We start from the raw sequence: 25241 nt of genomic DNA on the forward strand, positions 1-25241 counted from the left end.
CATGTCTGCAGAAAACTATTCAATGCGCTAAGTTTTTGCGCCGTGATTAGTCAGTCGGATTTAATCTCCCCTCAAAGGACGGGACAGGCCGCGCGTCGGCTTGCGCCTGCGTCGTCGCCTTGCCGTTCATTGCGATGTCGTCGATCAGCCATTCCATTTCTTTAATCTCGCGGCGTTGGGCTTTGATGATCTCGTCAGCGAGCTCGCGAACGCGAATATCGTCTATGCTTGCGCGTTCGCTGGTCAGGATCGCAATAGAGTGATGGGGTATCATCGCGCTCATGTAAGAGCGGTCCTCGATAGTCGCCTGACTGCGAACGAGCCAGAGCGCCAGCGCGAAGATTATTAAACTGCCGGCGTAAATAACAAGGTTGACCTTTGGTTTCTTGTACATGCCGAGCATGAAACTCAGCATAACAACGGCCATACCGGCGCCCATGATGAATGTCATGTAGAAGCGCGTCTCACTCCAGCGAACATGGCTCCACTCAAATGTGTTCAAATACATGAATAGAAACATGACGATCATCGAGGTCGCGATCATTGCGGCAAATCGCCAGTAGATTACGGAACCGTCCTTTTTTTCGTCCATTCTTTCCTCCGTCTCATTGCCACCATACGGCTATAGGGTATGCTGTTTAACAACAGTCGCTCAGCATGGTTCCGGCGCGCCGATTAATGTTCGTGTTCGCCTGTGATCGGCGCTGATGACCAGTGGATGTGAACAATGCGCCATTGGCCGCCCTCACGGCGTAAGACCATCGTTTCCATCATTCTCGAATGCACGTTTTCGCCCTTGTATGTTCCATGAACCTGCGACTCGGAAACGACTGTTGCGAGATCGGCGTTTTCGATTACGTCGCGTTGCTTTAGCGAAAACTCGACCGCCGCGGTAAACGCCATGTCGGCGGGCATGTGATGGCCAGCATATTCCTCTACGGAGCGTTCCGCGCCGCCGCCCTCGGCGATGATGACATCAGGCGCCAATAGGGCGTGCAGAGTGGCTTCATCTTTGGCTCTTAACGCGGCGCCATAGGCGTTGACGACAGCTTCCGGAGAGCCAGCCTCGACGGCGCGCGCAGGCGTAGACATTCCGGCATCGTCGTCATGATGACCATCGCTATTGTCGTGCTCCGCATTTTCGGCGCCGTCTTCTGTGTCACTGTCATGATGGCCGTCGCTATTGTCGTGATCGTCAGACTCAGGAGCTTCTGTCGTGTCGCCATGTTCCTGGCCCGGCGCATGTTCGTGGTCATGGCCTTCGCCGGTGACGGTGGGCATGCTTTTCACGCCGAGACCGTAGCCATAGACGATCTTTCCACCCCACCATGCCGTGACCGACAAGGAGAGAGCTGCGGCGGCGAGGAGCGCAATGAATATCGGTGAAGCCGCTTTCATGCGCGCCCGCCAGCGCCAGAGCGCCAATAACAAGATCGCGGCGCCCGAAGGGACTGCCCAATTGCGATGAACTGTCATTGCCGCATGCGATGGTCCGTCGTGTGCAACCGAGTAGTAAGCCTGAAATCCCGCCGCAATCGTCGCGACGATTGAAAGGGCGCCAAATGCGAGCATCCAGTCCGCAGCCGGACGGAGCGTTTCACGCCATTTCCCCGACGGCGCCAATGACGCCAGCGTGTACGAGACAAAAGCTGTTATCGACAGCGCATAAGCAAAATGAACAAGGATCGGATGAATGTTCGGTTCAATCATGTTTTCCATTGGTGTTCCTCCCTAGAACCAAAGCCGCAATCCGGCGACGAATGAAACGCCGCCGGGGTCTTCGCCGTCAGCGCGCGCAAAGTCAGCTGTTTCCCCGACCGATCGCGTCCACGAGACGCCCACATAAGGCGCAAACTGCCGCCTGATTTCGTAGCGGAGGCGCGCCCCGACTTCGGCGGTGGATAAGCCGCTGCCGACGCCGACCTCCTCAACGGACTGAATGGCGAAATTCAATTCCGTGCGCGGCTGCAAGATCAATCGTTGCGTGAGCATGAGTTCATATTCAGCCTCGATGCGCGCCGAGACGTCGCCTTCGCCGCTGACAAACAGGGCGGCGTCAATCTCAAACCAGTATGGCGCAAGGCCCTGCACGCCGAGAACGCCGAAGGTTCGATCGGCGCCGGCTGTAAAGTCATGGCGAACGCCGGCCTGCACATCGAAGTAGCGGGCTATGGGCCGCGTCCACAACGCCTGAAGTTCGGCTTCATGAAAGCGGCCGGCGTTGAAATCATATTCGAGCTCGGATTTGAGGGTCAGCTTGTTCATGTCTCCGCCCCACCAGCCCTGGCCGTCAAACAGCAGCAACGGATCGCCGTCATTGGTTTGGTATTCCAGCCGGTCGGCGAGCACGTAATACATGGTATTGCCGCCATGTTCTTTCTGGACGGCGCGTCGTGCTTCCGCCATTTCTGTCGGACCGTAATAGCTGTCGGCCTGCGACCAGGGTTGGGTCGGATCCTCCGCTTTCGCAGGCGCAATCGCCAACGCAAGAATGAACCCGGCGCCGCCGGCGGCCGAGAAATATGTTGCCTTCGTCATCAGTGCTCGCTCCCATGTGTCATTTTCGAGTGGTCGGGAGATGAAATCTCTCTGGGTTTCATGGTTTCGTCGGACATCTTCATGGAGCCGTGATCCATGCCTTCGTGGCCCATCGCCTTGTGGTCCATTTTCATCTCGTCAGGCGCGATTGGCGCGGCGCCGTCGCGTGGTAACAGCGACACGACCTGCATCATCCCGGCATGCATGTGAAATAACAGATGGCAATGGAACGCCCAGTCCCCGACATGTTCCGCCGAGACATCGAATGACAATTTGTCGCCCGGCTTGACGTTCACTGTATGCTTGCGCGGCTTGTGATCGCCTTCATCGACAACAAGATCGAAAAACATGCCATGTAGATGGATCGGGTGCGTCATCATTGTATCGTTGACGAGTGTGACGCGGAGGCGTTCGCCTTCATGAAAGATGATTGGTTTTTCAACGGCGGAAAACTTCACGCCGTCGAACGACCACATGTACCGCTCCATATTGCCGGTGAGATGGATTTCCATCTCCCGTTCCGGCGCGCGCGTATCCGGATTCGGATCAAGGCTTCGAAGTTGCGTGTAGCGTAACGCGCGATGCGGCACATCTTCGAGACCGAGGCCGGGTTCATCGAGACGATTGGTCGGCGCCATGGCGACATTGTCGACGCCGGCGCCGGTCTTGTGATTGTGTTCCTGCATCGCGCCGACGGACATGTCGTGCGACATGGAAGACATTCCTGACTTGTCTTCAGACATCCCGGGCATGCTCGCCATGTCCGGTTTGACCGCGCCGTCGTTTGTGTCCGCACTGGTCCCGTGCCCCATGGCCGCATGATCCATTGACCCTTGAACATTCGGCCCCGGCGCCTTCGAGCCGCTTGCCATGGCCCCGTGATCCATGCCGCCATGATTCATGCCGGCCATTGCGGCCATGCCCATGTCCTTGTGGGTCAGGGTCGGGCGTTCGCGCAGCAGCGGCGCCGTCGCGCGCATGTCCGGTTCGGGCGCGAAAGTGGCGACGACCTGACCGGAGCGGTCGATCGATTCCGCGACGATTGGAAAGGCCCGCGCGCGTTTCGGCTCGACAATAACGTCATAGGTCTCCGCAACACCGATCTGGAACTCGTCGGTCTCGACCGGCCGCACATTGAGGCCGTCGGCGGCGACGACGGTCATTGGCAAGCCGGGAATCCGGAAATTGAAAATCGTCATCGCCGACGCGTTGATGATCCGCAGGCGCACCCGTTCGCCGGTGTTGAATATGCCCGTCCAGTTGTCGGCGGTCGAATGGCCGTTGATGAGATAGGTGTAGGCAGCGGCGGTGACGTCCGAGATGTCTGTCGGGGACATGCGCATCTGGCCCCACATCGCGCGGTCTTCGAGTGTTGCGCCGAGCCCGTTCTTTCCAACGTCGCTGACAAAGTCGCCAATGGTTCGCTGCTGGAAGTTGTAGACCTCCATATCCTTTTTGACTCTGGCGAAGACCTTGTGCGGATGGTCGAAAGACCAGTCCGACAACACCAGCACATATTCGCGGTCTGATGTGACGGGATCGGTGCCGGCGGGATCGATGATGATCGGTCCGTAATGGCCCGCCTGTTCCTGGAGGCCCGAATGGGAGTGATACCAGTATGTGCCGTATTGCGGGACCGAATATTCGTAGGTGAAGGTTTCGCCCGGCTTGATGCCGGGGAAGGAGACGCCGGGAACGCCGTCCATATAGAACGGGACAAGAAGCCCGTGCCAGTGGATCGATGTGTCCTCGTCCAGCATATTCTTGACGCGAAGCGTCAGCTTCTCGCCCTCGCGAAAACGCAGGAGCGGGCCCGGAACGGTCCCGTTGACCGTGATCGCGTGGCCGCGGCGCTTGCCGATTTCAACGGCGCTATGGCCGACGGTCAAATCGAACGAATTGCCGGCAAGTTCAAAAATGCCGGTATTGCCGGCGATGGCGCTTTTTGCCCAAGCGGGCAGCAAACCGGTTGCGGAGGCGATGACGCCGCCCGCGGCGCCTGCCTGCATAAATCGTCTTCGCGAATACATTCTAGGTCTCCAATCAGAACTTATCTGGCCGAGGCTGTGCTTGCGCGGCGCGCCATGGCGCGCCGCCATTATTGTTAGTGATGGCCTTTGTGATCGGTTTTCGTGGCGTCGCCGGACTTGCCCATGTCGCCATGGTCCATGCCCTTCATGCCGTCCATTTCGCCCATCGGGCAGGCGACGCCCGCATCGGCCGCCGATTTCATGGCGACATCGTGCATTTTCGTCATGCACGCCTCATGAGTTCCTTCGTCGGCATCGAGCGAACACATCATTGCAATAGAGTAGGACTTGTCTTTTTCGGCCTTCAGCATGAAGTGAACGCGCTCCCCGACCGCGAAGGCGGAGAGGTCGACCGGTTTCAAAACGGAGAACTGCATTTTCATCTCCGGCCAACCGATCGATTCAATCGGTTCATGGGTGAGATCGATTTTCGACTTTCTGACATCAAAGGCGTTGATCACGCCTTCGCCGGTCGGCATGCCGCAATGGTCGCCATGATCCATGGCCTCGCCAGCTATTTTGGCGCTTGGGTCCATGTCTGATTGATCCGGCGCAGCATGTACGGGCGCGGCGAGGAGAGCGAGGATGGCGAAAGTCAAAACTGTCAGCATATTTTTCATCGGGCTTGTCCTTATTGATTGCTTATTTGGCGCGAATTTCGGGTCCGCGTTTGGTGGGCGATTGCCTCGGGGCGACGTCAGACGTCAGTGGAGAAAATGTGTGAACTGACGTCGCTGTACGCGCGGCACAAATATCTTTATGCCGCACGCGATCGGCGCACTCACGAATGAGTGCGCATCAGGACCAACCTAGTTCAGAAGTTTAGTTTTCAAAGAAACTGGCGTTTCGCCGGGCGGGCCTCGCCTACGCAAGGCAACCTGAAATGAGACGGCGCCGACGCGGCTGATTGATGCAAGTGCGTCATCATGAAGGATGACAAAAAACGCAGCCGACGCAGGAAGCGGGCTGGCGAGTTCGGCGACGGACGCGGTTTTATAAAATTGCGCAGCGTTGCAGTGTTGGCAGTCTGAATCGCCCGTTCCACAGGGAGCCTCATGCTCCCCGGAAAACTTTTGTGCGGTTTTATGGTTCGCGTGATGGTCGTTGCCGGCATCTAATGCGTGCGATTCATGGACCGGCGTCGAGGCTGACGCGGAAGAGGCCAACACTTCCGCACAAACACTGTGACCCACGCTTAAAATGAGCGCAAACAGTGCAAAGACAACTGTTTTTAACGAGCCTGCAAACACGCCTTGACCATCCTCTTCAAGCTGCATATCTATACCCTTGTAGGGTATATGTCAATGTCAGGAAATCTCGTGTCGGACAATTCAGCGATTATCAAACGCCTCAGCCGTATCGAAGGCCAGGTCCGCGGCGTCGCCCGCATGATCGAGGAGGATCGGTACTGCATCGATATTTTGCATCAAGTGCAGGCGATCAAATCCGCTTTATCACGGGCAGAAAGTGAAATCCTCAAAAACCATGCCCACCATTGCGTGGAGGAGGCGATTACTGCTGGCAGCGCCAAAGCGCAGAGGGAGAAGTTTTCGGAACTGGTGGATTTATTCGAAAGGACGAAGCGTTAGCCTCCAACGGAGTTGCCTTTGGCGGAAGTTAAAAGAACATTTAGGAAACCCGTTCACTGTATCGTTGATTGACATCGAAGCCGTTCGAGGCGGATAATTGGCTTAATGCGTATCTTTGTTTTCATAGCCTTGATTTTCTCCATGGCGGTTTCGCCAGCTGTGGCGCTGGCGTCCTGCGCCTCCATGGGCGGCGAGGCGGGGATGATGGAAATGGCGGATGCCGGTCCGCAGATGTCGATGGGCGCCATGGGCGCTGACGATTGTGACAGCATGAAAGGCGAAAAGACTCAAAGTCATGACGCTGGATGCGCTGCAGCGTGTGCGCTCATATGCCCAGGATTTTATTCAGGCCCCGAACCAACGGCGGAAAACGGTCTGGCCTTTCATTTAGTTCAGTATGCGATCCCGCCGGCCGAGCCCGGGCTGGCGACGCCTTCGCATCTCGATCCGCCGCCTCCTCGAATCTGAGCACATCCGCTTCTTAGAGCGGGCTTTTTCATCGCGCTGTGCGTATTCGTGCGGCGTTTGTTGGACGTGCTCAAGATTCGAGATTTATCATGCTTAAGATTATAGGCGCGATGGCTGCGGCCGTCGCGGGGCTGGCGTCGGGCGTTACATACGCCGCCGATCAGCCGCTGGAATTAAATGAGGCCGTGGAGATCGCGGTCACGGCGGAAGACCCGGCATACGCCCGGTTCGATGCGCGCGCCGCCGCGCAGGAAGATCGTGCGGTTTCAGATTCGCAACTGCCTGATCCAACTTTGCGGACCGCGATCGCGAATGTGCCGACAGACACATTCGCATTCGGCCAGGAACCCATGACGCAGGCGCAAATCGGACTGCGTCAGGAAATCCCGCGTGGGAGCACTTTGCGGCTCAATCGAAATAAGCGCGAGGGCGAGGCCGAGACCGAGCGCATGCGACGGGAGGCGACGGTACGCAATGTCGAACTCGCCGTGCGGCTCGCATGGTTTGATAAATATTACGCGGCGAACGCGCAATCGGTCGTTGAAAAAAGCCGGTTGGCGGTTAGTGAACTGATCGATGCGCTCGCCGCTTCCTATGCGCAGGGCAAGCTGACAAGTCAGGACGTGTTGCGTGCAGAACTGGAACTGTCGCTGCTAGATGACAGGCTGGCGGAGTTGCAACAGCGCCAAGCGCTCGCCGAAGCCGAACTGTCGAGATTTATCGGCGCAAATGCTTCGCGCCCGGTCCCGGATCAACTGCCGCCACTGTCATCGCCTGGGTCTGTGGAAGAGATAGAACAGCGGCTCGTGCGTCATCCGGTCGTGCGCGTGAGCGACGCCATGATCGATGTCGAAGAAACCGACATTGAACTGGCGAAGCAGGCGTACAAGCCTGCCTGGGCGATCGAGGGCAGTTACGGCGCGAGGGGCGCCGACCGGCCCGACTTCGCCAGCGTCGGCGTCAGTCTGACAATTCCGCTTTTCACCGGCAAGCGCCAGGACCGCGCGTTGTCGGCAGCGCGCAAGGACAAGTCTGCCGCAGAACTTGATCGCGCAGCGACATTGCTCGATTTGAGGCGCGATCTTATTCGCGCTTACGCCGACTGGACGCAATTAGAGCGGCGCGTCAGCCTTTATGACGATGCCGTCATCAAGCGTGCCAATGAGACCGCTGACGCATCCATTTCCGCCTATGGCGGCGGCCTCGCCGACTTCCCTGAACTCATCCGCAGCCAGCTCGCTGAACTCGATGCAGAACTCAAACGTCTCGAATTGCGCTTCGAGCGCGCCAAGGCGTGGGCGCGGCTTTCCTATCTCGCAGGAGACGAACAATGACCAATTTGCGTATTATATTCATTTTACTGATTATTGTCGGCGCTGCCGGCGCCTTCCTGTTCCTGCGTTCAAGCGATAATGAAACGGGCGGTGAACATGCGTCCGGCGGCGAACGCAAAATCGCCTATTGGGTCGCGCCCATGGACCCGAATTATCGCCGCGATGAACCCGGCAAATCTCCCATGGGGATGGACCTGATCCCGGTTTATGAAGACGGAGAGAACGCTGGCGGAGAACCGGCCCTCACGATTGATCCCGCCGTCGTCAACAATATCGGCGTTAAAACACAAACCGTCATGCGCGAGGATATGGCGCGCAACATCAATACGGTCGGCGCGATCATGATCGACGAGGAAGCGCGTTCCGACATTCACGTTCGCGCTGAAGGCTGGATAGAAATACTTCATGTGGAAGCCGTCGGCGAGAAAGTTGATGCTGGCGATGTCCTGTTCGAACTCTACGCGCCGGCGCTGGTTGCTGCGCAGTCTGAATTCATCCAAGCGCTGAAAATCGGACGCCCGGCGTTGATCGAAGCTGCGAGCGAACGGCTGACCGCGCTCGGCATGAGCGCCGATCAGATTGTGGAATTAAAGCGCACGCGAGAACCCATGCGCCGCGTTGCGGTGAAAGCGCCGCAATCGGGCGTCGTCACCATGCTGAACGCCCGCGAAGGCATGTTTCTCAAGCCCAGCGATATGGGCGTACGGATCGCCGATCTCTCCAATGTCTGGATCATCGCTGACGTGTTCGACACCGAAGCGGCATGGGTAACCGCGGGCGACCGCGCGCGGATGACCCTGCCGGCCTTTCCGGGCGAAACCTGGGAGGGGGAGGTCGATTATGTCTACCCGACCGCGGCGATGATGACCCGAACCGTACAGGTTCGTTTGCGGTTTCCCAATCCCGGGGACCGCTTGCGGCCGAACATGTTCGCCAATGTGATGATCGGCGCCGAGCCGAAGGAAGGCGTGCTGACTATTCCCCAGTCGGCGGTGATCCGGTCAAGCAAGGGCGATCGCGTCATTCTCGCCTTGGGCGAGGGCAAATTTCGCCCGGCGGAAGTGAGGGCAGGCATGGAAAGCGGCGGCAAGGTCGAAGTGCTTGCAGGCCTCGCGGACGGCGAGCGCGTTGTTGTTGAGAGCCAGTTCCTGATCGATTCCGAAGCGAGCCTTACACCCGGATTGCTGCGCATGGTTTCGCCTGAAAACGAGGAAGATGCAAAGATGGATATGGGTGGCATGTCTATGCCGGAGAGGGATATTCCTGCGGAAGACATGAACCGAATGGAAGTGGACGCGGTCAGCGCGGAAGGCCGCGTTGTCTCCGTCGATATGGACGCAAATAGCATCACCATCGATCATAAACCCGTCCCGGAAATCGGCTGGCCGGCGATGGTGATGGCGTTCAAGGCGCCGTCTGAAATCGACTTGATGAGCGTCAAAGCAGGCGAGCCTGTGCGTTTCGCGTTCAGGGAGACGGAGACCGGTTATGAACTCGATATGATTGAACCGATGCCGGAAGACGGTGAAGCGAGAGACGAGCAATGATCTCCCAAATCATCCGCGGTTCGATCGAAAACCGCTTTCTCATTATTGTCGGCGCGATTTTTCTCGCCGTCGCGGGCGTCATCTCGCTGAGATCAACGCCCCTCGACGCGATCCCTGATCTCTCTGATGTGCAGGTTATCATCAAGACTAGCTATCCGGGACAGGCGCCACAAGTCGTCGAGGATCAGGTCACCTATCCGCTGGCAACGGCGATGCTCGCTGTGCCCGGCGCAAAAACCGTGCGCGGCTATTCTTTCTTCAACGATTCCTATGTCTATATCATCTTTGAAGACGGGACCGATCTCTATTGGGCGCGCTCGCGCGTGCTCGAATATTTAAGTCAGGTTGCGCCGCAACTCCCTGAAGCGGCGAAACCCGCGCTCGGACCCGACGCCACCGGCGTCGGTTGGGTCTATCAATATGCATTGGTCGACAGGACAGGGCGGCACAATCTCGCCGATCTTCGCTCGTTGCAGGACTGGTTCTTGAAATACGAACTTCAGACCGTCGAAGGCGTTTCGGAAGTTGCCGCCATCGGCGGCATGGTAAAACAGTATCAGATCGTCGTCGATCCGAACCGGTTGCGGTCATTCGGCGTTCCCCTCATTGAAGTCCGGCGCGCGATCGAACGCGGCAATATGGAATCGGGCGGGCGCGTCGTCGAAATGGCGGAGGCGGAATATATTGTCCGCGCCGGCGGCTATGTGGAATCAATTGAAGATCTGGAACGGATTCCCTTGCGCGTCAGCGATGCGGGAACGCCGATCCTGCTGCGCGACGTGGCGGACATCAGGCTCGGCCCGGAGCTTCGCCGCGGCGTCGGCGAACTCAACGGCGAGGGTGAAGCCGTTGGCGGCGTCATTATCATGCGCGCCGGCGGCAACGCCGAAGCGACGATCAAACGCGTCAAAAAGAAACTCGAAACCCTAAAGGCGGGTCTGCCGGAAGGCGTCGAACTCGTCACGACCTATGACCGCTCCAAGCTCATCGAACGCGCGGTTGAGACTCTACAAGGAAAACTTCTCGAAGAATTCATCATCGTCGCGCTGGTCTGCGCGCTGTTTCTTTTTCATCTGCGATCCGCGCTTGTCGTTGTCATCAGTTTGCCGCTGGGCGTTCTCGCAGCGTTTATAGTGATGAACGCGCAAGGCATCACCGCCAACATCATGTCGCTCGGCGGCATCGCCATCGCCATCGGCGCCATGGTCGACGCCACCATCGTGATGATAGAGAACGTGCATAAAAAACTTGAAGAAAATAGTGAGGTTCAAGGTTCCGGACGCTGGCGGTTGATCGCCGACGCCTGCGTCGAAGTCGGACCGCCGCTGTTTTTCTCACTGCTGATTATCACGCTCAGCTTCACGCCGATCTTCGCGCTGCAGGCGCAGGAAGGGCGGCTGTTCTCGCCGCTCGCTTTCACCAAGACCTACGCTATGGCGGCTGCGACCATCCTGTCGGTGACGCTGGTTCCGGTACTGATCGGATTGCTGGTTCGCGGGCGCATCGCGCCGGAACATGCAAACCCGATTAATCGGCTCTTTATGCGTGGGTACAAGCCGGTCATTGGCCTGGCCTTGCGCCGGCCATGGATGACGCTTGCTGCGGCAGGGGCGTTGATGGCGAGCATGGCGATCCCCGCGAGTCTCATCGGCGGCGAGTTCATGCCCGATCTCGACGAGGGCGATCTTCTCTATATGCCAAGCGCCTATCCGGGGATCTCGGCAGGCAAGGTCGTGCAGGTCGTCCAGCAGACGAACAAACTGATCATGACCATTCCCGAAGTCGAGACCGTCTACGGCAAGGCGGGCCGGGCGGAGACCGCGACGGATCCGGCGCCGCTGCCGATGATCGAAACGACGATCCAATTGAAACCGCGCGATGAATGGCGCCCTGGCGTTACAATGGAGTCCTTGAAGGCTGAACTCAACGCACTGGTCGACGTGCCGAGCCTCACCAATGTCTGGATCATGCCGATCAAGAACCGGCTCGACATGCTGGCGACCGGCATCAAGACGCCGGTCGGGGTCAAAGTCGCCGGCCCCGATCTCAACGTCATCGCTGAGGTCGGCCGCGACATAGAGAACGTCTTGCAGGGCGTTGACGGCACAGCTTCCGTCTATGCAGAACGCGTGACCGGCGGGCGGTTTATTGATGTCGATATCAACCGCGAAGCCGCGGCGCGTTTCGGTCTCAATATCGCCGACGTCCATGACATCGTTCGCACGGCGATCGGCGGCATGACCATCGCGCAGAGCGTTGAAGGGCTCGAACGCTACCCGATCAATCTGCGCTATCCGCGCGAAGTGCGAGACTCGCCGGCGCGTCTTCGCGAACTGCCGATCGTGACGGCCTCCGGCGCCGAGATTCCGCTCGGTCGCATCGCCGACATACGCATTAATGAAGGTCCAGCGATTATTCGCAGCGAAAATGCGCGGCTCAATGGCTGGATTTATGTGGACATCGCCGGCCGTGACATCGGTTCCTACGTTGACGAAGCTAGGCGCGTCGTCGCCGAAAATGTCGATCTGCCGGCGGGTTATTCCGTTTCATGGTCCGGCCAATATGAATACATGCAACGCGCCAAGGAACGCTTTACCTATGTCGGGCCGGGAATGCTGCTGATCATCATGCTGCTCCTCTTCCTGAACTTCAGAAACGTTGCTGACGTCCTGATTATTCTCGGAACGTTGCCCTTCGCGCTTGTCGGTGGGCTGTGGCTGATGTTCCTCCTCGGCTTCAATCTTTCCGTTGCCGCCGCGGTCGGGTTCATCGCGCTTGCCGGCGTCGCCGTCGAAATCGGCGTCCTGATGATAATGTATCTGAAACAGGAAATCGCCGCGGCGAATGCAGTGGCGCGGAATGAAGGCGCGCCGCTGGATGAGGCGCATTTCGCCGATGCCATCGCCAAGGGCGCGCTGCGGCGGCTGCGTCCGATCATGATGACGTTTGCGGTAATCTTCGCAGGGCTCTTGCCGATCATGTATGGCCATGGCGCCGGCGGCGAGGTCATGCGCCGCATCGCTGCGCCGATGATCGGCGGCATTGTCAGCGCGACCGTGCTCGCGCTTGTCGTTATCCCGGCGGTCTACTTCCTGTGGAACCGCCGGGCGCTTCAGCATGTTGAACAATATGACCCCGTCGATCCAAATCTGGCGCCGGCAGAATAGGATCGGAGTAAGCGGCGTCACGGGCATTTACTCGCTGCAGTCAGAAATACGTATAGGGAGCATGTAAATTGAGGAAACGAACGAATTGCTCCAGCCGACTCTTGTGGGCGGCCTCGTTTCATGCGCGACGAGGTCAGCCGTCTCTTAGTGCGCATAACATCGAAAGGAAACTGCAATGAAATCTATGAAACTCTCCACGATCGCCGCTGGCGTCGCCATCGCGCTCATTTCCGTTCCGGCGCTCAGCCAGAGCGGAGACATGAAAATGGGCGAAATGAAAGGCATACAGATGGACGGCATGTCCTGCTGCGATGAAATGGCGCCCGGCTTCGGCGTCGTCAACTCCGTCGATCTGGATGCGAGGACGGTCAATCTCTCGCACGATCCCATCAAAAAAATCGGATGGGGCAAGATGACGATGGACTTCGCAGTCAGCGACATGGTCGCGCTTCAGAAGTTCCAGAAAGGCGACAACGTCCATTTCATGCTGACGAAGAATGACGACGGCGCCTACGACGTGTCGATGATGATGCCTATCGGCGGTGATCCGGAAGAATTCAAAGCAGCGATGAAATCGATGATGGGCGGCGGCATGATGTGCGAAGGAATGAAGATGGGTGATGGTATGATGGACGATATGCAAAAGGACTCCGAGAAGGACCAGAATTGACGGAGGCGAGCATGATCATGCTCAATGAAAGATTCGTGCGGATCAGAATAGCAGGTTTGATGCAGAGAACGACGGCGTCATAGTGGTCAGTCCGATCGCCAAGATGTACGGAATTGACGACCGGCGGGAAGCAAAACCGGAAAACTTTTGAAGTCCGGCGATTTTCCCTCAACCGGGGCCGCCCTTTATTTCAGGGCACGAGTTGGAGATAAGACATCCACTTCATTACCGACAAATATCTATTATCCGCAGTCATACGATACCTGGCCGTTGTAACAGGTGCGAATCTATTCTGGGAAACGGCGCATTTACCTCTTTATACGCTTTGGGAAGAAGGGAGCCTTGGCGAGAAGATTTTTGCAGTCGTTCATTGCACCGGCGGAGATTTTCTGATTGCGGCATTTACGCTGGGCATCGCCATTCTCATCGTCGGCGCTTATCAATGGCCAGCGCGGCGATTTTTTCCTGTGGCGTGCATCACAATATTTCTGGGAGTATCGTACACGGCATTTAGCGAGTGGCTTAATGTGGCCGTAAAATCGGCGTGGGCATATTCCGATCTCATGCCGGTCATCACCGCGTTCGGCTTTGATTTTGGAGTTTCACCGCTCTTGCAGTGGATTGTCATCCCTATGATAGGTTTTGTCTGCGTGGCGCAAAAGCGTCACGGGTAGCCGGATAACGGAGGGCAAGAGATAGCGTGGCGATCGGAATATAAGTCAGATGATAACAATACCCATCATGCGGGCGTCCAACGTTCCCCTGCGTGAGGAGTTCTGGGACATGACGTCTGTGCGTGGATAATCTCGCTCACGCCTGCTGACACTGCTCGATGTCGAGAATGGAACTGATTGTTTAGTTGCTTGTTCGCATGGTCGATAACTGCGACGTCAAAGGAATTCGCAACGCTTAGCTGAGTGCCGGAAATCCCGATCCGGACATTTTTCAGCTGAAGAATCGCGACGGTGAAATGTAGTTCACCGGGATGGAACCAATGAGCCTTATACTTGCAGTGGTTTCATCATTGCCGGCCAACCAGCTCGACCGCGATTCCACTTCTGCAATCCAATTAGAAGCGTGCATGGGCCGGGAGGTTCGATATGTCTGACGAGCAAAGCAGCCCATTGGATTCAGTGCTTCCAGTCGTCATCGTCACCGGCTCTAGTGGCTATATCGGGTCGGCGATTGTACGGAAACTTGCCAAACACTATCGGGTAATCGGTTTCGATCGTGAGGTAGAGCCGCATCCGCCAGCTGCGGCGGAGTGTGTCTGCGTCGATGTCACCGACGAAGCAAGCGTGGAGGCGGGCTTCGAACGTGTACGGACTGCATACGGGGCACGAATCGCCTCCTTCATCCACCTCGCAGCCTATTTCGACCTCACCGGCGAGCCCAATCCCAAATATGACGAAGTGACGATAAGGGGCACCGAGCGGCTGCTCGAGGCGCTGCAGAACTTCGAACTAGACCAGTTCGTTTTCGTCAGCACGATGCTCGTCCATCAAGCGGCAGGGCCCGGCGAGCTGATCGACGAGACTTCGCCTCTCGACGCCAGCCTTCCGTACCGAGAATCCAAGCTTCGCACCGAAAAGTTGATCCGCGAGCAACGCAAAGACATAAAGGCAGTGCTGGTGCGTCCTGCCGGCGTTTATGACGACGGCGGCCATTCGGCCTTTCTCGCCCAGCAGGCAGCGCGCATCTACGAGAAGCGTCCGAGCGCCCGTGTCTATCCAGGCGACCTTTCGACCGGTCAATCCTATCTCCATCTTGACGACCTGCTCGATGCTATTGAGAGGATCGTCGATCGTCGTGAAGAATTGCCTGAGGAATGGCCCGTCCTTCTCGGCGAAAGCGACGTGATGTCGTATGAGGAGACGCAAAGAACTCTCGGCCGCCTGATCCACGGCGAGGAATGGGAAACCCGTTCAATCCCGAAGTCGCTGGCCAAGACCGGGGCCTGGGTGGAGAATGAGGTCTTCGATGAGGAAGGCTTCATTCGGCCGTGGATGGTCGATATTTCGGACGATCACTACGAACTTGACCTGTCGAACGCCCGCGACCGCCTCGAATGGACGCCGCAGCACAGTCTGCGTTCATCGCTCCCGCTGATCGTTGAGAAACTGAAGGCCGATCCCTTCGCATGGTATCGGGAGAACGGCCTCAATGCCGCGCGCGTCGCCGGTGAAAAGGTCGAACATTTGGACAGCGTCCAAAGTACGATCGGCACGGCTGAGCAGGCTAGCCGGATGCGCGAACATCGCGAACAGATGAAAACGATGCATTACAGCAAGCTTTGGGTCCACTGGCTGGTGATCGGCTTAGGTCTTTGGTTGGCGACGGCGCCCTTCGCTTTCGGCTCATTCAGCCATAACGAGTTCTCATCGACTGTTTTGCGCGTTACTGAAGACAGGAATCTCTGGGATCCAGCTTTTCGAAGCATGTTGACGGGATGGAACGACGTTGTCTGCGGTCTCCTCATCATGGCATTCGGTTTCTTGTCGCTGTCGCCCCGTGGCGGCTGGGCGCAATGGGCGAACACCTGCATCGGCATTTGGTTGCTTGGTGCGCCGTTGCTTTTCTGGACTCCTGACGCTGCAGTTTACACCAATGATACACTGATCGGCGCACTGGTCATTGCACTGACGATTCTGGTGCCAATGATGCCTGGGATGGCGCCAGAAGGCATGATGGGCGAGGGGGACGTGCCGCCCGGATGGAGCTATTCGCCCTCTACCTATATCCAGCGAATCCCGATCATTGCATTAGGCGCGGTCGGTTTTGTTCTTTCACGCATCCTGACCGCCTATCAGCTCGGCCACGTCGATGCAGTCTGGGATCCATTTTTCGCATCGCCGGAAGCGTTGAACGGCACCGAATACATAATCACCTCGGATGTATCCAAGGCATGGCCGATCGCCGATGGCGGCATCGGTGCGATGAGTTATATGTTCGAAATCCTGATGGGGGCTATGGGGGGGCGGGCGCGCTGGCGCACTATGCCGTGGATGGTGACACTGTTCGGTATAGTCGTCGTGCCGCTGGGAGTGGTCAGCATCTATTTCATCGTTATTCAGCCGATCGTGATCGGCACCTATTGCACGATTTGCCTGCTGGCGGCCCTGGCTATGTTGATCATGATTCCCTATTCGCTGGACGAACTCGTGGCGATGGGACAGTTTCTGGTATGGAATACGCGTCGCGGTCGGCCCTTTTGGCGAGCATTTTTTCGCGGTGATGCGTTGCCGGGTAGCGGCAACGATCAATATGGCGGCTTTGATCGTTCGCTCAGTGATCTTCTCTCGTCGGCCGCGCGCGGCGTGACGGTTCCCTGGACGCTGATCGCAAGCACGCTAATCGGCGTCTGGTTAATGTTTTCGCGGCTTGTTCTGGGCACGGAGCCGCCATTCGCCGATAGCGACCATATGGTCGGCGCTCTTGTCATCACGACTGCTGTGATCGCCATGGCGGAGGTCGCGCGGCCGCTGCGTTTGCTGAACTGTTTGTTCGGGGTTTGGCTGGTCGCGGCGCCATGGCTAATGGATGGAGGTAGCCTAGGCGCAAAACTTGGCGGCGTGGCGGCCGGGCTGCTGCTGATCGCATTGAGCTTGCCGCGCGGCGTACGGAGCAAGGAGCACTATGGCTCGTGGGACCGCTATATCGTTTGAACGGAAAACAGCAGGCGCGCCACTGTTTAACCGATGAAAAACAAGATCGGCGCGGACGCAACTGTCACCTATGGCGGTTTTTGAAACCTTTGGACTTCTCGCTGCATTCACTGATGGTTGTCGGACAAAGATGAGCGCGCCCGATTTTGATTTGAATTCACTAAAGAAACGGCGAACGCTATATATCGTGCTTGCTTTGAATGTCGCTATTGCTGCGGGTTTTTTCGTAAGCGGCGCGATAGCCGATTCTAATGCTCTCATCGCCAACGGTCTGGACAACTCATCAGATGCAGTCGTTTACTTTCTCAGCATACTGGCTTTGACAAGGTCCCGCAGTTGGAAACGAAATTCTGCGCGATTTTCGGGGATGATGTTGGCAGTCTTCGCAATTGGCGTCGTCATTGACGCATTACGACGATTTCTGGCGGGTTCTGAGCCGATTGGCGCAATCATGATGGTTATGGCTCTCGTAGCCGGTGTGATAAATTTAATATCGTTGTATTTGCTCAAAAAGCTGAAATCGCCCGGCGTCAATTTGAGAGCTGCGACGACATTTAGTTTCAATGATTTCATCTCAAATGGCGGGATCATCATTGCCGGCGTTGTTGTGACTGCGACGGGCGCCAATTGGCCTGATCTTGTTGTCGGCGTCGCCGTCGCCGGAATAGCGCTTTACGGGAGCATAGAAATATTGCGTGATGCGCATGACGACAAGCATGAGGAAAGAGGGGATGTGCACCAGTAGATTGATTTACTGATAGTTCTTTTGTGCGTTTGAAATTGAAAAGGAGAATGAAGATGATGGAAGGCGGAATGATGATGGGAGCGGGCGGTGCAGTGATAATGCTGTTGATCGCCCTATTTCTGCTTTTAGGCATCGCGGCTTTTGTGAAATATCTTTTCTTCCACAAAAGGTAGATTTCAATACGCGTGCACTCCGGGAAAATGCTGTGCTATAGAGAATTAATCAGTCTGCAATCAATGTCTCAACAATGGGGCAGTCCGGTTCATCGCCGGCGGCGCAATCATTCGATATGGCTTTGAGCGTGCGTTGCAGCTTTTTCAGGTCGGCGATTTTCTGAGAAACCGATTTCAAATGCTCGTGCGTCAGCGCATGAATTTCGCCGCAAGTGTAGGCGCCGCTGTCCACCATTGACAACAGGCTGCGAATTTCGTCGATGGAAAAGCCGAGTTCGCGGCTGCGGAGGATAAACCGCAATCGGCGTTGATCATCAATTGAGTAAAGACGGTGACCGGCCTCTGTCCTCGCCGGCTCGGGCATTAACTTTATGTCTTCGTAGTATCGGATTGTTTCAAGATTACAGCCGGAGCGGCGGGCGAGTTCGCCGCGCTTTACATGATCTCGCGCGAGCGTGAACGACATCGCGAATTTCCCTCTTGATCCTGTAGGAACTACAGAGCCTACATAGGGCCTAGATCAAAGTCGAGACCATCAAGGATGTACTTTGCAGATGTCAGAATTAGCGGCCGATAAAGAAAAACCTCGCATTGAAGCGAACGGCGGCAAGCGCTGGTTCGCCGCCGGGGGCGCGCTTGGGGCGATCCTTGCGTCATCCTGCTGCATTCTGCCTTTGATCCTGATCAGCCTCGGCGTTTCCGGCGCCTGGATCGGCAGCCTGACCGCGCTCGAAGCCTACAAACCGGTATTCATCGGGATCGCTGCTGTCTTCATCGCGGGCGGATTCTGGCATGTCTATTTCCGAAAGGCGGAGCCTTGTGAAGACGGAACCGCCTGCGCGCGACCGGATTCGGCGCGGCTAACCAAGGCGGCGCTCTGGATATCAACTATTCTCGTCTTGCTCGCGGCCACCATCGATTTCTGGGCGCCGCTGTTTTATTGAAAGGAGTACCCCATGAAGAAAATACTGCTTATAGCAACTGCCGTCGGAGCTACGGCCCTCGGCGGTCTCGCCGTTGTAGCGCAGTCATCCGGCGACACGACCATCGTTGCCTCCGCAGAGGCGACGGAAGCTAGCGCGCAATTCTCAATTGAGAATATGACCTGCGCCACCTGTCCGATTTCCGTACGCAAAGCGATGCAGCGCGTGGACGGGGTCAAATCCGTCGAAGTCGATTTCGAAACAAAGGTTGCGACTGTCGTATATGATCCAGCAGTGACAACACCGGGCGATATCGCTGCGGCGTCAACCGGCGTCGGCTATCCCGCGACCGAGCTTGAAGCCTGATTGCGCTGAACGAATTTTTTTCAGTTACGATTATCGGTGCATGAAGCGTATGCGCGCCGTGAGGGAGAGCTATGTCTGATTGCTGTTCAACTGGTAATAGCCGCTACGATCTAATCGTCATCGGCGCCGGCTCGGCGGGTTTTTCCGCAGCGATTACCGCCGCCGAAGAGGGCGCTCGGGTAGCGCTCATTGGTTACGGAACAATCGGTGGGACGTGCGTCAATGTAGGCTGCGTGCCGTCGAAGACTATGATTCGCGCCGCCGAAGCGCTGCATGGCGCGCGCGCAGCCAGCCGGTTTGAAGGGATTACTGGTGATGCCCATATATCGGACTGGAGCGCGCTAATTGCTCGCAAAGATAAGCTCGTCACAAAGCTTCGCAACAAGAAATATATCGACCTTTTAAACGCCTATGAGGCAATCGACTATATCGAAGGCGCTGCGCGCATCACCGATGACGGCGTCATCGTCGGCGGCCGGAGCATTAACGCGGATAAAACCATTATCGCTACTGGTTCGTCAGTATCCGTTCCTCAAATTCCCGGTATTGATGAGACGCCGTATTTGACGAGCACAACAGCCCTTGAACTGGAGCAGCTGCCGAAGTCCCTGATGGTCGGCGGCGGCGGGTACATCGGCTGCGAACTGGCGCAAATGTTTGCGCGTGCAGGCACAAAAGTAACGCTCGTCACACGCAGCCGTCTTTTGCCGGAGGCCGAACCGGAAATCTCCGACGCGCTGACCGAATATTTCGAAACTGAGGGCATCGCGGTTCGACGCGGGCTGAAATATGTCAGTACTGAAAAATCTGACGAAGGCGTATCTCTAACGATTTCTGTAGACGGCCAAGAAGAGACATTGAATGCAGAACACCTTCTGCTGACGACCGGACGCAATGCCAATACCGGTTCGCTTGGGCTTGAGGAAGCAGGCATCGAAACGCTTGCCAATGGAGGCATTGTCGTTGACGAGAGGATGCGCACGTCCAAACCGGGAGTCTATGCCGCCGGCGATGTTACAGGCCGTGACCAGTTTGTTTACATGGCCGCCTATGGCGCAAAGCTCGCAGCCAAGAATGCGCTTAACAGCAACTCGAATGTCTATGAAAACGCCGCCATGCCGTGGGTTGTATTCACCGATCCGCAGGTCGCCGGCGCGGGATGGAGCGAGCGCCAGGCCAAAGAGGCGGGGTTCAATGTCAAAACCTCGATTGCGCCCCTCGATCAGGTGCCGCGCGCCCTTGCGGCCCGCGATACGCGCGGGCTGATCAAACTTGTCGCTGACGCCGATACGGATCGCCTGCTCGGTGCGCAAATCTTGGCGCCGGAAGGGGCGGACTCGATTCAAACTGTCGTACTGGCGCTCAAATACAAGATGACCGCAACGGAACTCGGCGAGACAATCTTTCCTTATCTCACCACCGTTGAGGGCCTGAAACTCGCCGCGCAAGGGTTTGGCAAGGATGTGACCAAGCTTTCCTGCTGCGCGGGTTAAAAGGAGCGCGCGCGCGATGGCGACAACCGATCTAAAACTAGAAGAGCCCGGCAGTTTACCGAAACCGGGTCCAATCGGCCGTCTTGTCCGCTTCGCATTTGGCGTCTTGTCTATCTATTACGTTATCGGCCTCTGGAGCGTCCGAGACGACCTGATGACAGGTGACGGCTCGATCCGGACGCTGGTCTGGAACGGGATACTGCCGGCGCTGTTTCTGATCAGCTATGTTGTCAATATCGGATTTTCGCGGGATTGGAAAAAATGGCCGGCCTTTGTGAGTTTTGTTTTGTTGCTCGCCGCGCTTGGCATTGGGTATCTGCAAACCGGCGCGATAGAATCGCTTCTGCTCGCCCGCGCAATATGGGTCTTTGAGCTTTATCTCTTCGCGCATCTAGGCATTTGTTTTTTGCTCGCCGCCTTGCTTGCAACGCCGGGCTGCGAGATGCGCTCGATCCATCATTTATATTCTATCCTGACAGGGCGGCCGACGGCGGAGCATCATTGTCCTGTCGGGCCTCTGACGGCCATTGATCGCTGGGAGCGAAGCCGGAGGAAAAATGATTGAAAAGGATCTTGTCGTTATCGGCGTCGGCATGGCCGGCAATACCGCCGCCAATAAATGTGCTTCCGCCGGCTGGTCCGTCGCCGTCATCGACGAATTGCCTTATGGCGGCACATGCGCGCTTAGAGGCTGCGATCCGAAAAAAATCCTGCGCCGCGGCGCGGAAATCATCGATGCGGCGCGGCTGATGGGGGGCAAGGGCGTTGACGAAAACGGCCTCACTATCAACTGGCCGGACCTCATGGCGCACAAGCGCGCCTTTACAGACAAGATGCCGCCGCGGATTGAAAGCGGGCTCGAAAAGAACGGCGTCGAAACGCTTCACGGCGCCGCGCGCTTTGTGAATGAAAATACGATTGAGCTGGAAGGCGGCGAACGCCTGCAGGCGAAGAAATTCTTGATTGCAACCGGCGCCACGCCGCGGCCGATTGAAGAGCCTGGCAATGAACATCTGATCGACAGCACCGGCTTTCTGGAACTGGAAAACCTGCCGAAACGCATTCTCTTTGTCGGCGGTGGTTATGTCTCTTTCGAGTTCGCGCATATTGCGCGGCGCGCCGGCAGCGAAGTTGTCATTATCGATCGCGGCTCGCGCCAGCTTGAACAATTCGATCCCGATCTTGTCAATAGGCTTGCGGCGCGATCCCGCGAAATCGGCATTGAGATCGTCAACGAAGCCGAATTGATCGCCATCGAAAAAATCGCGGCCGGTTTCAACGTGTCGGCGCGCCGGAAGGGCGAACGGCGGCAATGGTCTGTCGATCTGGTTGTTCACGGCGCGGGCCGTATCCCTGCGATTGATAGTCTTGATCTTGATGCGGCGGGTGTTGAATATGGCGCGAAAGGCGTCACCGTCTCGGACCATTTACAGAGCACCAGCAATGAAAATGTTTACGCCGCCGGCGATGTGGCGGCGACGCGTGGCGCGCCCCTGACGCCGGTTGCGGTCTTTGAAGGCAAGGTCGCCGCGTCCAATATGCTGAAGGGCAACAAAGCGACGCCGGATTATCGCGGCGTGCCGAGCGCTGTCTTCACCATTCCCGAACTCGTGCGTGTCGGCATGCTCGAAAGCGAAGCGAGCGAGGCGGGCCACGATGTTCGCGTCGCCTTCACCGATACAAGCAAGTGGTATTCGAATTTCAGAATTGGCGAGACCTGCGCTGCGGCGAAAGTTCTTATTGATAAGGAAACAGACGAAATTATTGGCGCCCACATGATCGGCCCGGAATATGGCGAACTCATCAATCATTTCGGGCTCGCCATGCGGCTCGGTCTAAAGTCTCGCGACTTCAAGCAAATGGTGAGCGCTTATCCTTCGGTTAGCGCCGATCTTGGATCGATGCTTTGAATCGGGCACGTTATACGCCAGTGTGTGAGTTGTTAACGAAAGCGGCCCCATTGATGACGGCAGTCTATTATCTATTTGCAGCATTCTTTGAAATCGCAGGGTGTTACGCGTTCTGGATGTGGCTGCGGCTCGATAAATCGCCGCTCTGGATTGGCCCAGGTGTAGTCAGTCTGGTTCTGTTTGCGCTTTTGCTCACCCGCATTGACGCGGCCTTCGCCGGGCGCGCCTACGCCGCTTATGGCGGGGTCTATGTCGCCGCCTCGATAGCGTGGATATTTTTCGTGGAAGGTGCGCGGCCAGATCGCTGGGATATTCTCGGCGCGGCGATCATCTTGCTCGGCGCGGGCGTCATATTGTTTGGACCGCGCAGCGGTCTGTAAATTAAGCTGTGACCGGATGACTCAAAAATCGAATTGACGCCAACTGCTTAAGCGATAACGAAATGTTAGACCTCGTAGCTCTTGCAGATTTCTTCCTAATGCGGCGTGCCGCAGAGATCGTGATTGGATAGCACCTCGATGATCCGGCAATCTGAAATTCGGTCGACGCTGCATTCCTTGATCATGCGATTGAGCTCGCGTTCCAGCGCCTTCAACCTCTGGATACGTTGTTTGACATCCGCCGCATGACGTCGCGCTATTGCGTCGACTTCTGCACAGGAGCGGTCTTCATTTCTGGAAAGGGCTATCAGCTCGCGGATCGCCTCCAGCGGAAAGCCGAGATCGCGGGCATGGCGGATGAAACGCATGCGTTCGACCGCTTTCCGGTCGTAGATGCGCTGGCCCCCTTCGGATCGGTCGGGCGGATCGATGAGACCGATGCTTTCGTAATAGCGGATCGTGGTGACTTTGACGTCGGATGCTTTGGCCAGCCGGCCGATGGTGACCGGACTTTTTTCGAGTTTCCGCATTTTCGCTCTTGAACCTACAGTTGCTGTAGATATTAGGTTAAGGTTGCAAGCTTTTCAATGGAGACGAGGGTGGCCGGTTGCACCTGCGACAACGATCAGTTTGACGGGCAATCCCCTGCCTACAAGCGGGCGCTGATTGCGGTCATCGCTATCAACGCCATGATGTTTTTCGTCGAAATGTCGGCGGGATTCCTCGGGGGCTCTCAGGCCTTGAAAGCCGACGCTCTCGACTTTGCAGGCGATACGGCGACCTACGCCTTAAGCCTTGCAGTTATTGGCGCCGCACTGCATACGCGCGCGACAACGGCGCTGATCAAAGGCGCCAGTCTTGGTTTGATGGCGTTGTTCGTCCTGATAACGACAATCGCGAGCGCATTCGGCGATGCTTCCCCAGTTGCGCCAATAATGAGCGGCGTAGGGATCGCCGCGCTCGCAGCCAATGTTGCAAGCGTTTTCATACTTCTGCGCTGGCGCGACGGCGACTCAAATGTTCGGTCCGTGTGGCTGTGCTCGCGCAACGACGCCATCGGCAATGTCGGCGTCATCACGGCGGGCGCCGTCGTTTGGATTACTGGATCGTTCTGGCCCGATTTGATCGTCGCTGCGCTGCTCGCAGGACTGTTCGCGAAATCCTCGTTCTCAATCATCGCACGGGCGATGAAAGAACGCCGCGCTTCGCTGAACTTCGCAGACGGGCGCATTTAAACATGGTTCGAGCGTTACTCATAGTGACGGCGGTCAATGCAGCGCTTTCCATTCCGATGGCGATGCTGGTCAAACGGGATTTTGCAGAACGCGGCCGTGTCAGCTTACCGATGGCGGTCTGGACCGGCGCCGCCATGCACGGCAACGCTTTGTTGCTGATTGCAACCGCCTGGTTCGATCGGGGATCGTTTGGCGATCCAAGCGAATTCACAGTGGCGGCAGGCGCATTTTTCGCGTTTGCCGGAGCGATGCTGATTTATCTTGGCCGAAGCGCCTATGCGGATTTTTCGAGAGTCTATGGACTCAAGGAAGACGAACTCATTGAACGGGGCGTTTATCGCTGGTCGCGCAACCCGCAATATGTCGGATACGCCTTGTTTCTGGGCGGCGTGTCGCTCATCGCGATGTCGATATGGTCGTTTTCGCTCGCTCTGTTATTCGTGCTCTTCATTCACTGTTATATTGTATCGGTCGAAGAGCCGCATCTTCGGGTCTCTTTTGGAAAAGCCTATGGAGCGTATGTGAAGCGGACAGCGCGGTATATCGGGCTGCCGTCCGGGCGGCGACATAACGACGTAAACGAAAAATTATAATGATTTGTCAGGAGTTTTGCAGTAGGACGCAATTGAGATGATGTCAGCCATTCGACATATGCACCGCGTCATCGCGGTATTGATGGTTGCGCTATGGGGCGCAGTCGGCATTGTCGCGCCCGCTCACGCCGCAGAAGAAGACATTCATCATGCCACCCAGCATGGTGCGGATGACGAGCGCGCCTCTTCCGAAGACCAGCCGGTTGACGAGGGCTCGCTCCATCCCGAGCATGCTGCTCATTGCACTTCCGGAATGTGCCATTGCCATGTTGTTGCACGAGGGTTGATTGATCCGCAAACACTACGACATGATGCTGGTGAAATGCTGGCTTTGCGAAAAGACATTGTTCCCCAGACCTCCCAGTCCTCACTATTCCGTCCTCCGAGAATCTGACTGATCGCGCGCGGTAGCGCG

At 56.9% G+C, this 25241-nt stretch carries 25 protein-coding genes; 16 read left to right on the plus strand and 9 right to left on the minus strand.

Annotated features, from left to right (window positions below):
* Positions 1-46 precede the first annotated feature (46 nt).
* From ACQY5P_RS19925 to ACQY5P_RS19950, 6 genes are all read right to left on the minus strand, one after another.
* On the minus strand, positions 47-592 hold the full coding sequence (locus ACQY5P_RS19925; protein WP_428408626.1) for a DUF305 domain-containing protein: 546 nt from the start codon (positions 590-592) through the stop codon (positions 47-49).
* Between the two features lie 83 nt (positions 593-675).
* The gene (locus ACQY5P_RS19930; protein ID WP_428408627.1) at positions 676-1719 is read right to left on the minus strand and encodes a nuclear transport factor 2 family protein; all 1044 of its coding nucleotides are present in this window, start codon (positions 1717-1719) and stop codon (positions 676-678) included.
* 12 nt (positions 1720-1731) lie between these two features.
* On the minus strand, positions 1732-2538 hold the full coding sequence (locus tag ACQY5P_RS19935; protein ID WP_428408628.1) for a copper resistance protein B: 807 nt from the start codon (positions 2536-2538) through the stop codon (positions 1732-1734).
* Complete coding sequence (locus ACQY5P_RS19940; RefSeq protein WP_428408629.1) at positions 2538-4568, minus strand: copper resistance system multicopper oxidase; 2031 nt, start codon at positions 4566-4568, stop codon at positions 2538-2540. The genes ACQY5P_RS19935 and ACQY5P_RS19940 overlap by 1 nt, the downstream gene beginning before the upstream one ends.
* Before the next feature lie 74 nt (positions 4569-4642).
* On the minus strand, positions 4643-5188 hold the full coding sequence (locus ACQY5P_RS19945) for a copper-binding protein (protein ID WP_428408630.1): 546 nt from the start codon (positions 5186-5188) through the stop codon (positions 4643-4645).
* A 189-nt stretch (positions 5189-5377) separates the two neighbouring features.
* On the minus strand, positions 5378-5845 hold the full coding sequence (locus ACQY5P_RS19950) for a hypothetical protein (RefSeq protein WP_133162379.1): 468 nt from the start codon (positions 5843-5845) through the stop codon (positions 5378-5380).
* A 27-nt stretch (positions 5846-5872) separates the two neighbouring features.
* On the opposite strand from ACQY5P_RS19950, the gene ACQY5P_RS19955 reads away from it, so the two are divergent.
* The 8 genes from ACQY5P_RS19955 (at position 5873) to ACQY5P_RS19990 (ending at position 17753) form a co-directional block, all read left to right on the plus strand.
* Complete coding sequence (locus ACQY5P_RS19955) at positions 5873-6157, plus strand: metal-sensitive transcriptional regulator (RefSeq protein ID WP_104831826.1); 285 nt, start codon at positions 5873-5875, stop codon at positions 6155-6157.
* A 105-nt stretch (positions 6158-6262) separates the two neighbouring features.
* The gene (locus tag ACQY5P_RS19960; protein WP_428408631.1) at positions 6263-6625 is read left to right on the plus strand and encodes a hypothetical protein; all 363 of its coding nucleotides are present in this window, start codon (positions 6263-6265) and stop codon (positions 6623-6625) included.
* 89 nt (positions 6626-6714) lie between these two features.
* A complete protein-coding gene (locus ACQY5P_RS19965; protein ID WP_428408632.1) occupies positions 6715-7959 on the plus strand; it encodes a TolC family protein in 1245 nt (414 codons plus the stop codon).
* Positions 7956-9506 (plus strand): efflux RND transporter periplasmic adaptor subunit, encoded by a 1551-nt coding sequence (locus ACQY5P_RS19970; RefSeq protein WP_428408633.1) that lies wholly within the window; start codon positions 7956-7958, stop codon positions 9504-9506. Before ACQY5P_RS19965 ends, ACQY5P_RS19970 begins: the two co-directional genes overlap by 4 nt.
* On the plus strand, positions 9503-12673 hold the full coding sequence (locus tag ACQY5P_RS19975) for an efflux RND transporter permease subunit (protein ID WP_428408634.1): 3171 nt from the start codon (positions 9503-9505) through the stop codon (positions 12671-12673). Before ACQY5P_RS19970 ends, ACQY5P_RS19975 begins: the two co-directional genes overlap by 4 nt.
* A gap of 175 nt (positions 12674-12848) precedes the next feature.
* Positions 12849-13343, plus strand: coding sequence for a copper-binding protein (locus tag ACQY5P_RS19980; protein ID WP_428408635.1), 495 nt, complete (start codon positions 12849-12851; stop codon positions 13341-13343).
* 1100 nt (positions 13344-14443) lie between these two features.
* The gene (locus ACQY5P_RS19985) at positions 14444-17008 is read left to right on the plus strand and encodes an SPW repeat domain-containing protein (RefSeq protein WP_428408636.1); all 2565 of its coding nucleotides are present in this window, start codon (positions 14444-14446) and stop codon (positions 17006-17008) included.
* A 130-nt stretch (positions 17009-17138) separates the two neighbouring features.
* The gene (locus ACQY5P_RS19990; RefSeq protein WP_428410698.1) at positions 17139-17753 is read left to right on the plus strand and encodes a cation transporter; all 615 of its coding nucleotides are present in this window, start codon (positions 17139-17141) and stop codon (positions 17751-17753) included.
* 222 nt (positions 17754-17975) lie between these two features.
* On the opposite strand, the gene ACQY5P_RS19995 is transcribed toward ACQY5P_RS19990, so the two are convergent.
* Complete coding sequence (locus ACQY5P_RS19995) at positions 17976-18392, minus strand: MerR family transcriptional regulator (RefSeq protein ID WP_428408637.1); 417 nt, start codon at positions 18390-18392, stop codon at positions 17976-17978.
* 88 nt (positions 18393-18480) lie between these two features.
* Here ACQY5P_RS19995 and ACQY5P_RS20000 point away from each other — a divergent pair, with 88 nt between their 5' ends.
* From ACQY5P_RS20000 to ACQY5P_RS20025, 6 genes are all read left to right on the plus strand, one after another.
* A complete protein-coding gene (locus ACQY5P_RS20000) occupies positions 18481-18870 on the plus strand; it encodes a mercuric transporter MerT family protein (protein WP_428408638.1) in 390 nt (129 codons plus the stop codon).
* 12 nt (positions 18871-18882) lie between these two features.
* Positions 18883-19215: a heavy-metal-associated domain-containing protein gene (locus ACQY5P_RS20005; protein ID WP_428408639.1), complete on the plus strand. Its 333-nt coding sequence runs from the start codon at positions 18883-18885 to the stop codon at positions 19213-19215.
* A 71-nt stretch (positions 19216-19286) separates the two neighbouring features.
* Positions 19287-20708 (plus strand): mercury(II) reductase, encoded by a 1422-nt coding sequence (gene merA / locus ACQY5P_RS20010; protein WP_428408640.1) that lies wholly within the window; start codon positions 19287-19289, stop codon positions 20706-20708.
* A gap of 16 nt (positions 20709-20724) precedes the next feature.
* A complete protein-coding gene (locus ACQY5P_RS20015; RefSeq protein WP_428408641.1) occupies positions 20725-21273 on the plus strand; it encodes a hypothetical protein in 549 nt (182 codons plus the stop codon).
* On the plus strand, positions 21266-22618 hold the full coding sequence (locus ACQY5P_RS20020; protein WP_428408642.1) for a dihydrolipoyl dehydrogenase family protein: 1353 nt from the start codon (positions 21266-21268) through the stop codon (positions 22616-22618). The genes ACQY5P_RS20015 and ACQY5P_RS20020 overlap by 8 nt, the downstream gene beginning before the upstream one ends.
* A gap of 53 nt (positions 22619-22671) precedes the next feature.
* Positions 22672-22998 (plus strand): YnfA family protein, encoded by a 327-nt coding sequence (locus ACQY5P_RS20025; protein ID WP_428408643.1) that lies wholly within the window; start codon positions 22672-22674, stop codon positions 22996-22998.
* 95 nt (positions 22999-23093) lie between these two features.
* Here the strand turns inward: ACQY5P_RS20025 and ACQY5P_RS20030 are convergent, their stop codons facing one another.
* Positions 23094-23528 (minus strand): MerR family transcriptional regulator, encoded by a 435-nt coding sequence (locus ACQY5P_RS20030; protein WP_428408644.1) that lies wholly within the window; start codon positions 23526-23528, stop codon positions 23094-23096.
* A 69-nt stretch (positions 23529-23597) separates the two neighbouring features.
* Between ACQY5P_RS20030 and ACQY5P_RS20035 the strand changes: the two genes are divergently transcribed.
* Positions 23598-24233, plus strand: a complete 636-nt coding sequence (locus tag ACQY5P_RS20035) for a cation transporter (protein WP_428408645.1) — start codon at positions 23598-23600, stop codon at positions 24231-24233.
* A gap of 2 nt (positions 24234-24235) precedes the next feature.
* Entirely contained in the window at positions 24236-24826 is a 591-nt protein-coding gene (locus tag ACQY5P_RS20040; RefSeq protein ID WP_428408646.1) for a methyltransferase family protein, read from the plus strand.
* A 91-nt stretch (positions 24827-24917) separates the two neighbouring features.
* Here the strand turns inward: ACQY5P_RS20040 and ACQY5P_RS20045 are convergent, their stop codons facing one another.
* A complete protein-coding gene (locus ACQY5P_RS20045; protein ID WP_428408647.1) occupies positions 24918-25067 on the minus strand; it encodes a hypothetical protein in 150 nt (49 codons plus the stop codon).
* Positions 25068-25241 lie beyond the last annotated feature (174 nt).

It is taken from the genome of Hyphococcus sp., from assembly GCF_965267305.1.
Lineage (GTDB): Bacteria > Pseudomonadota > Alphaproteobacteria > Caulobacterales > Parvularculaceae > Hyphococcus.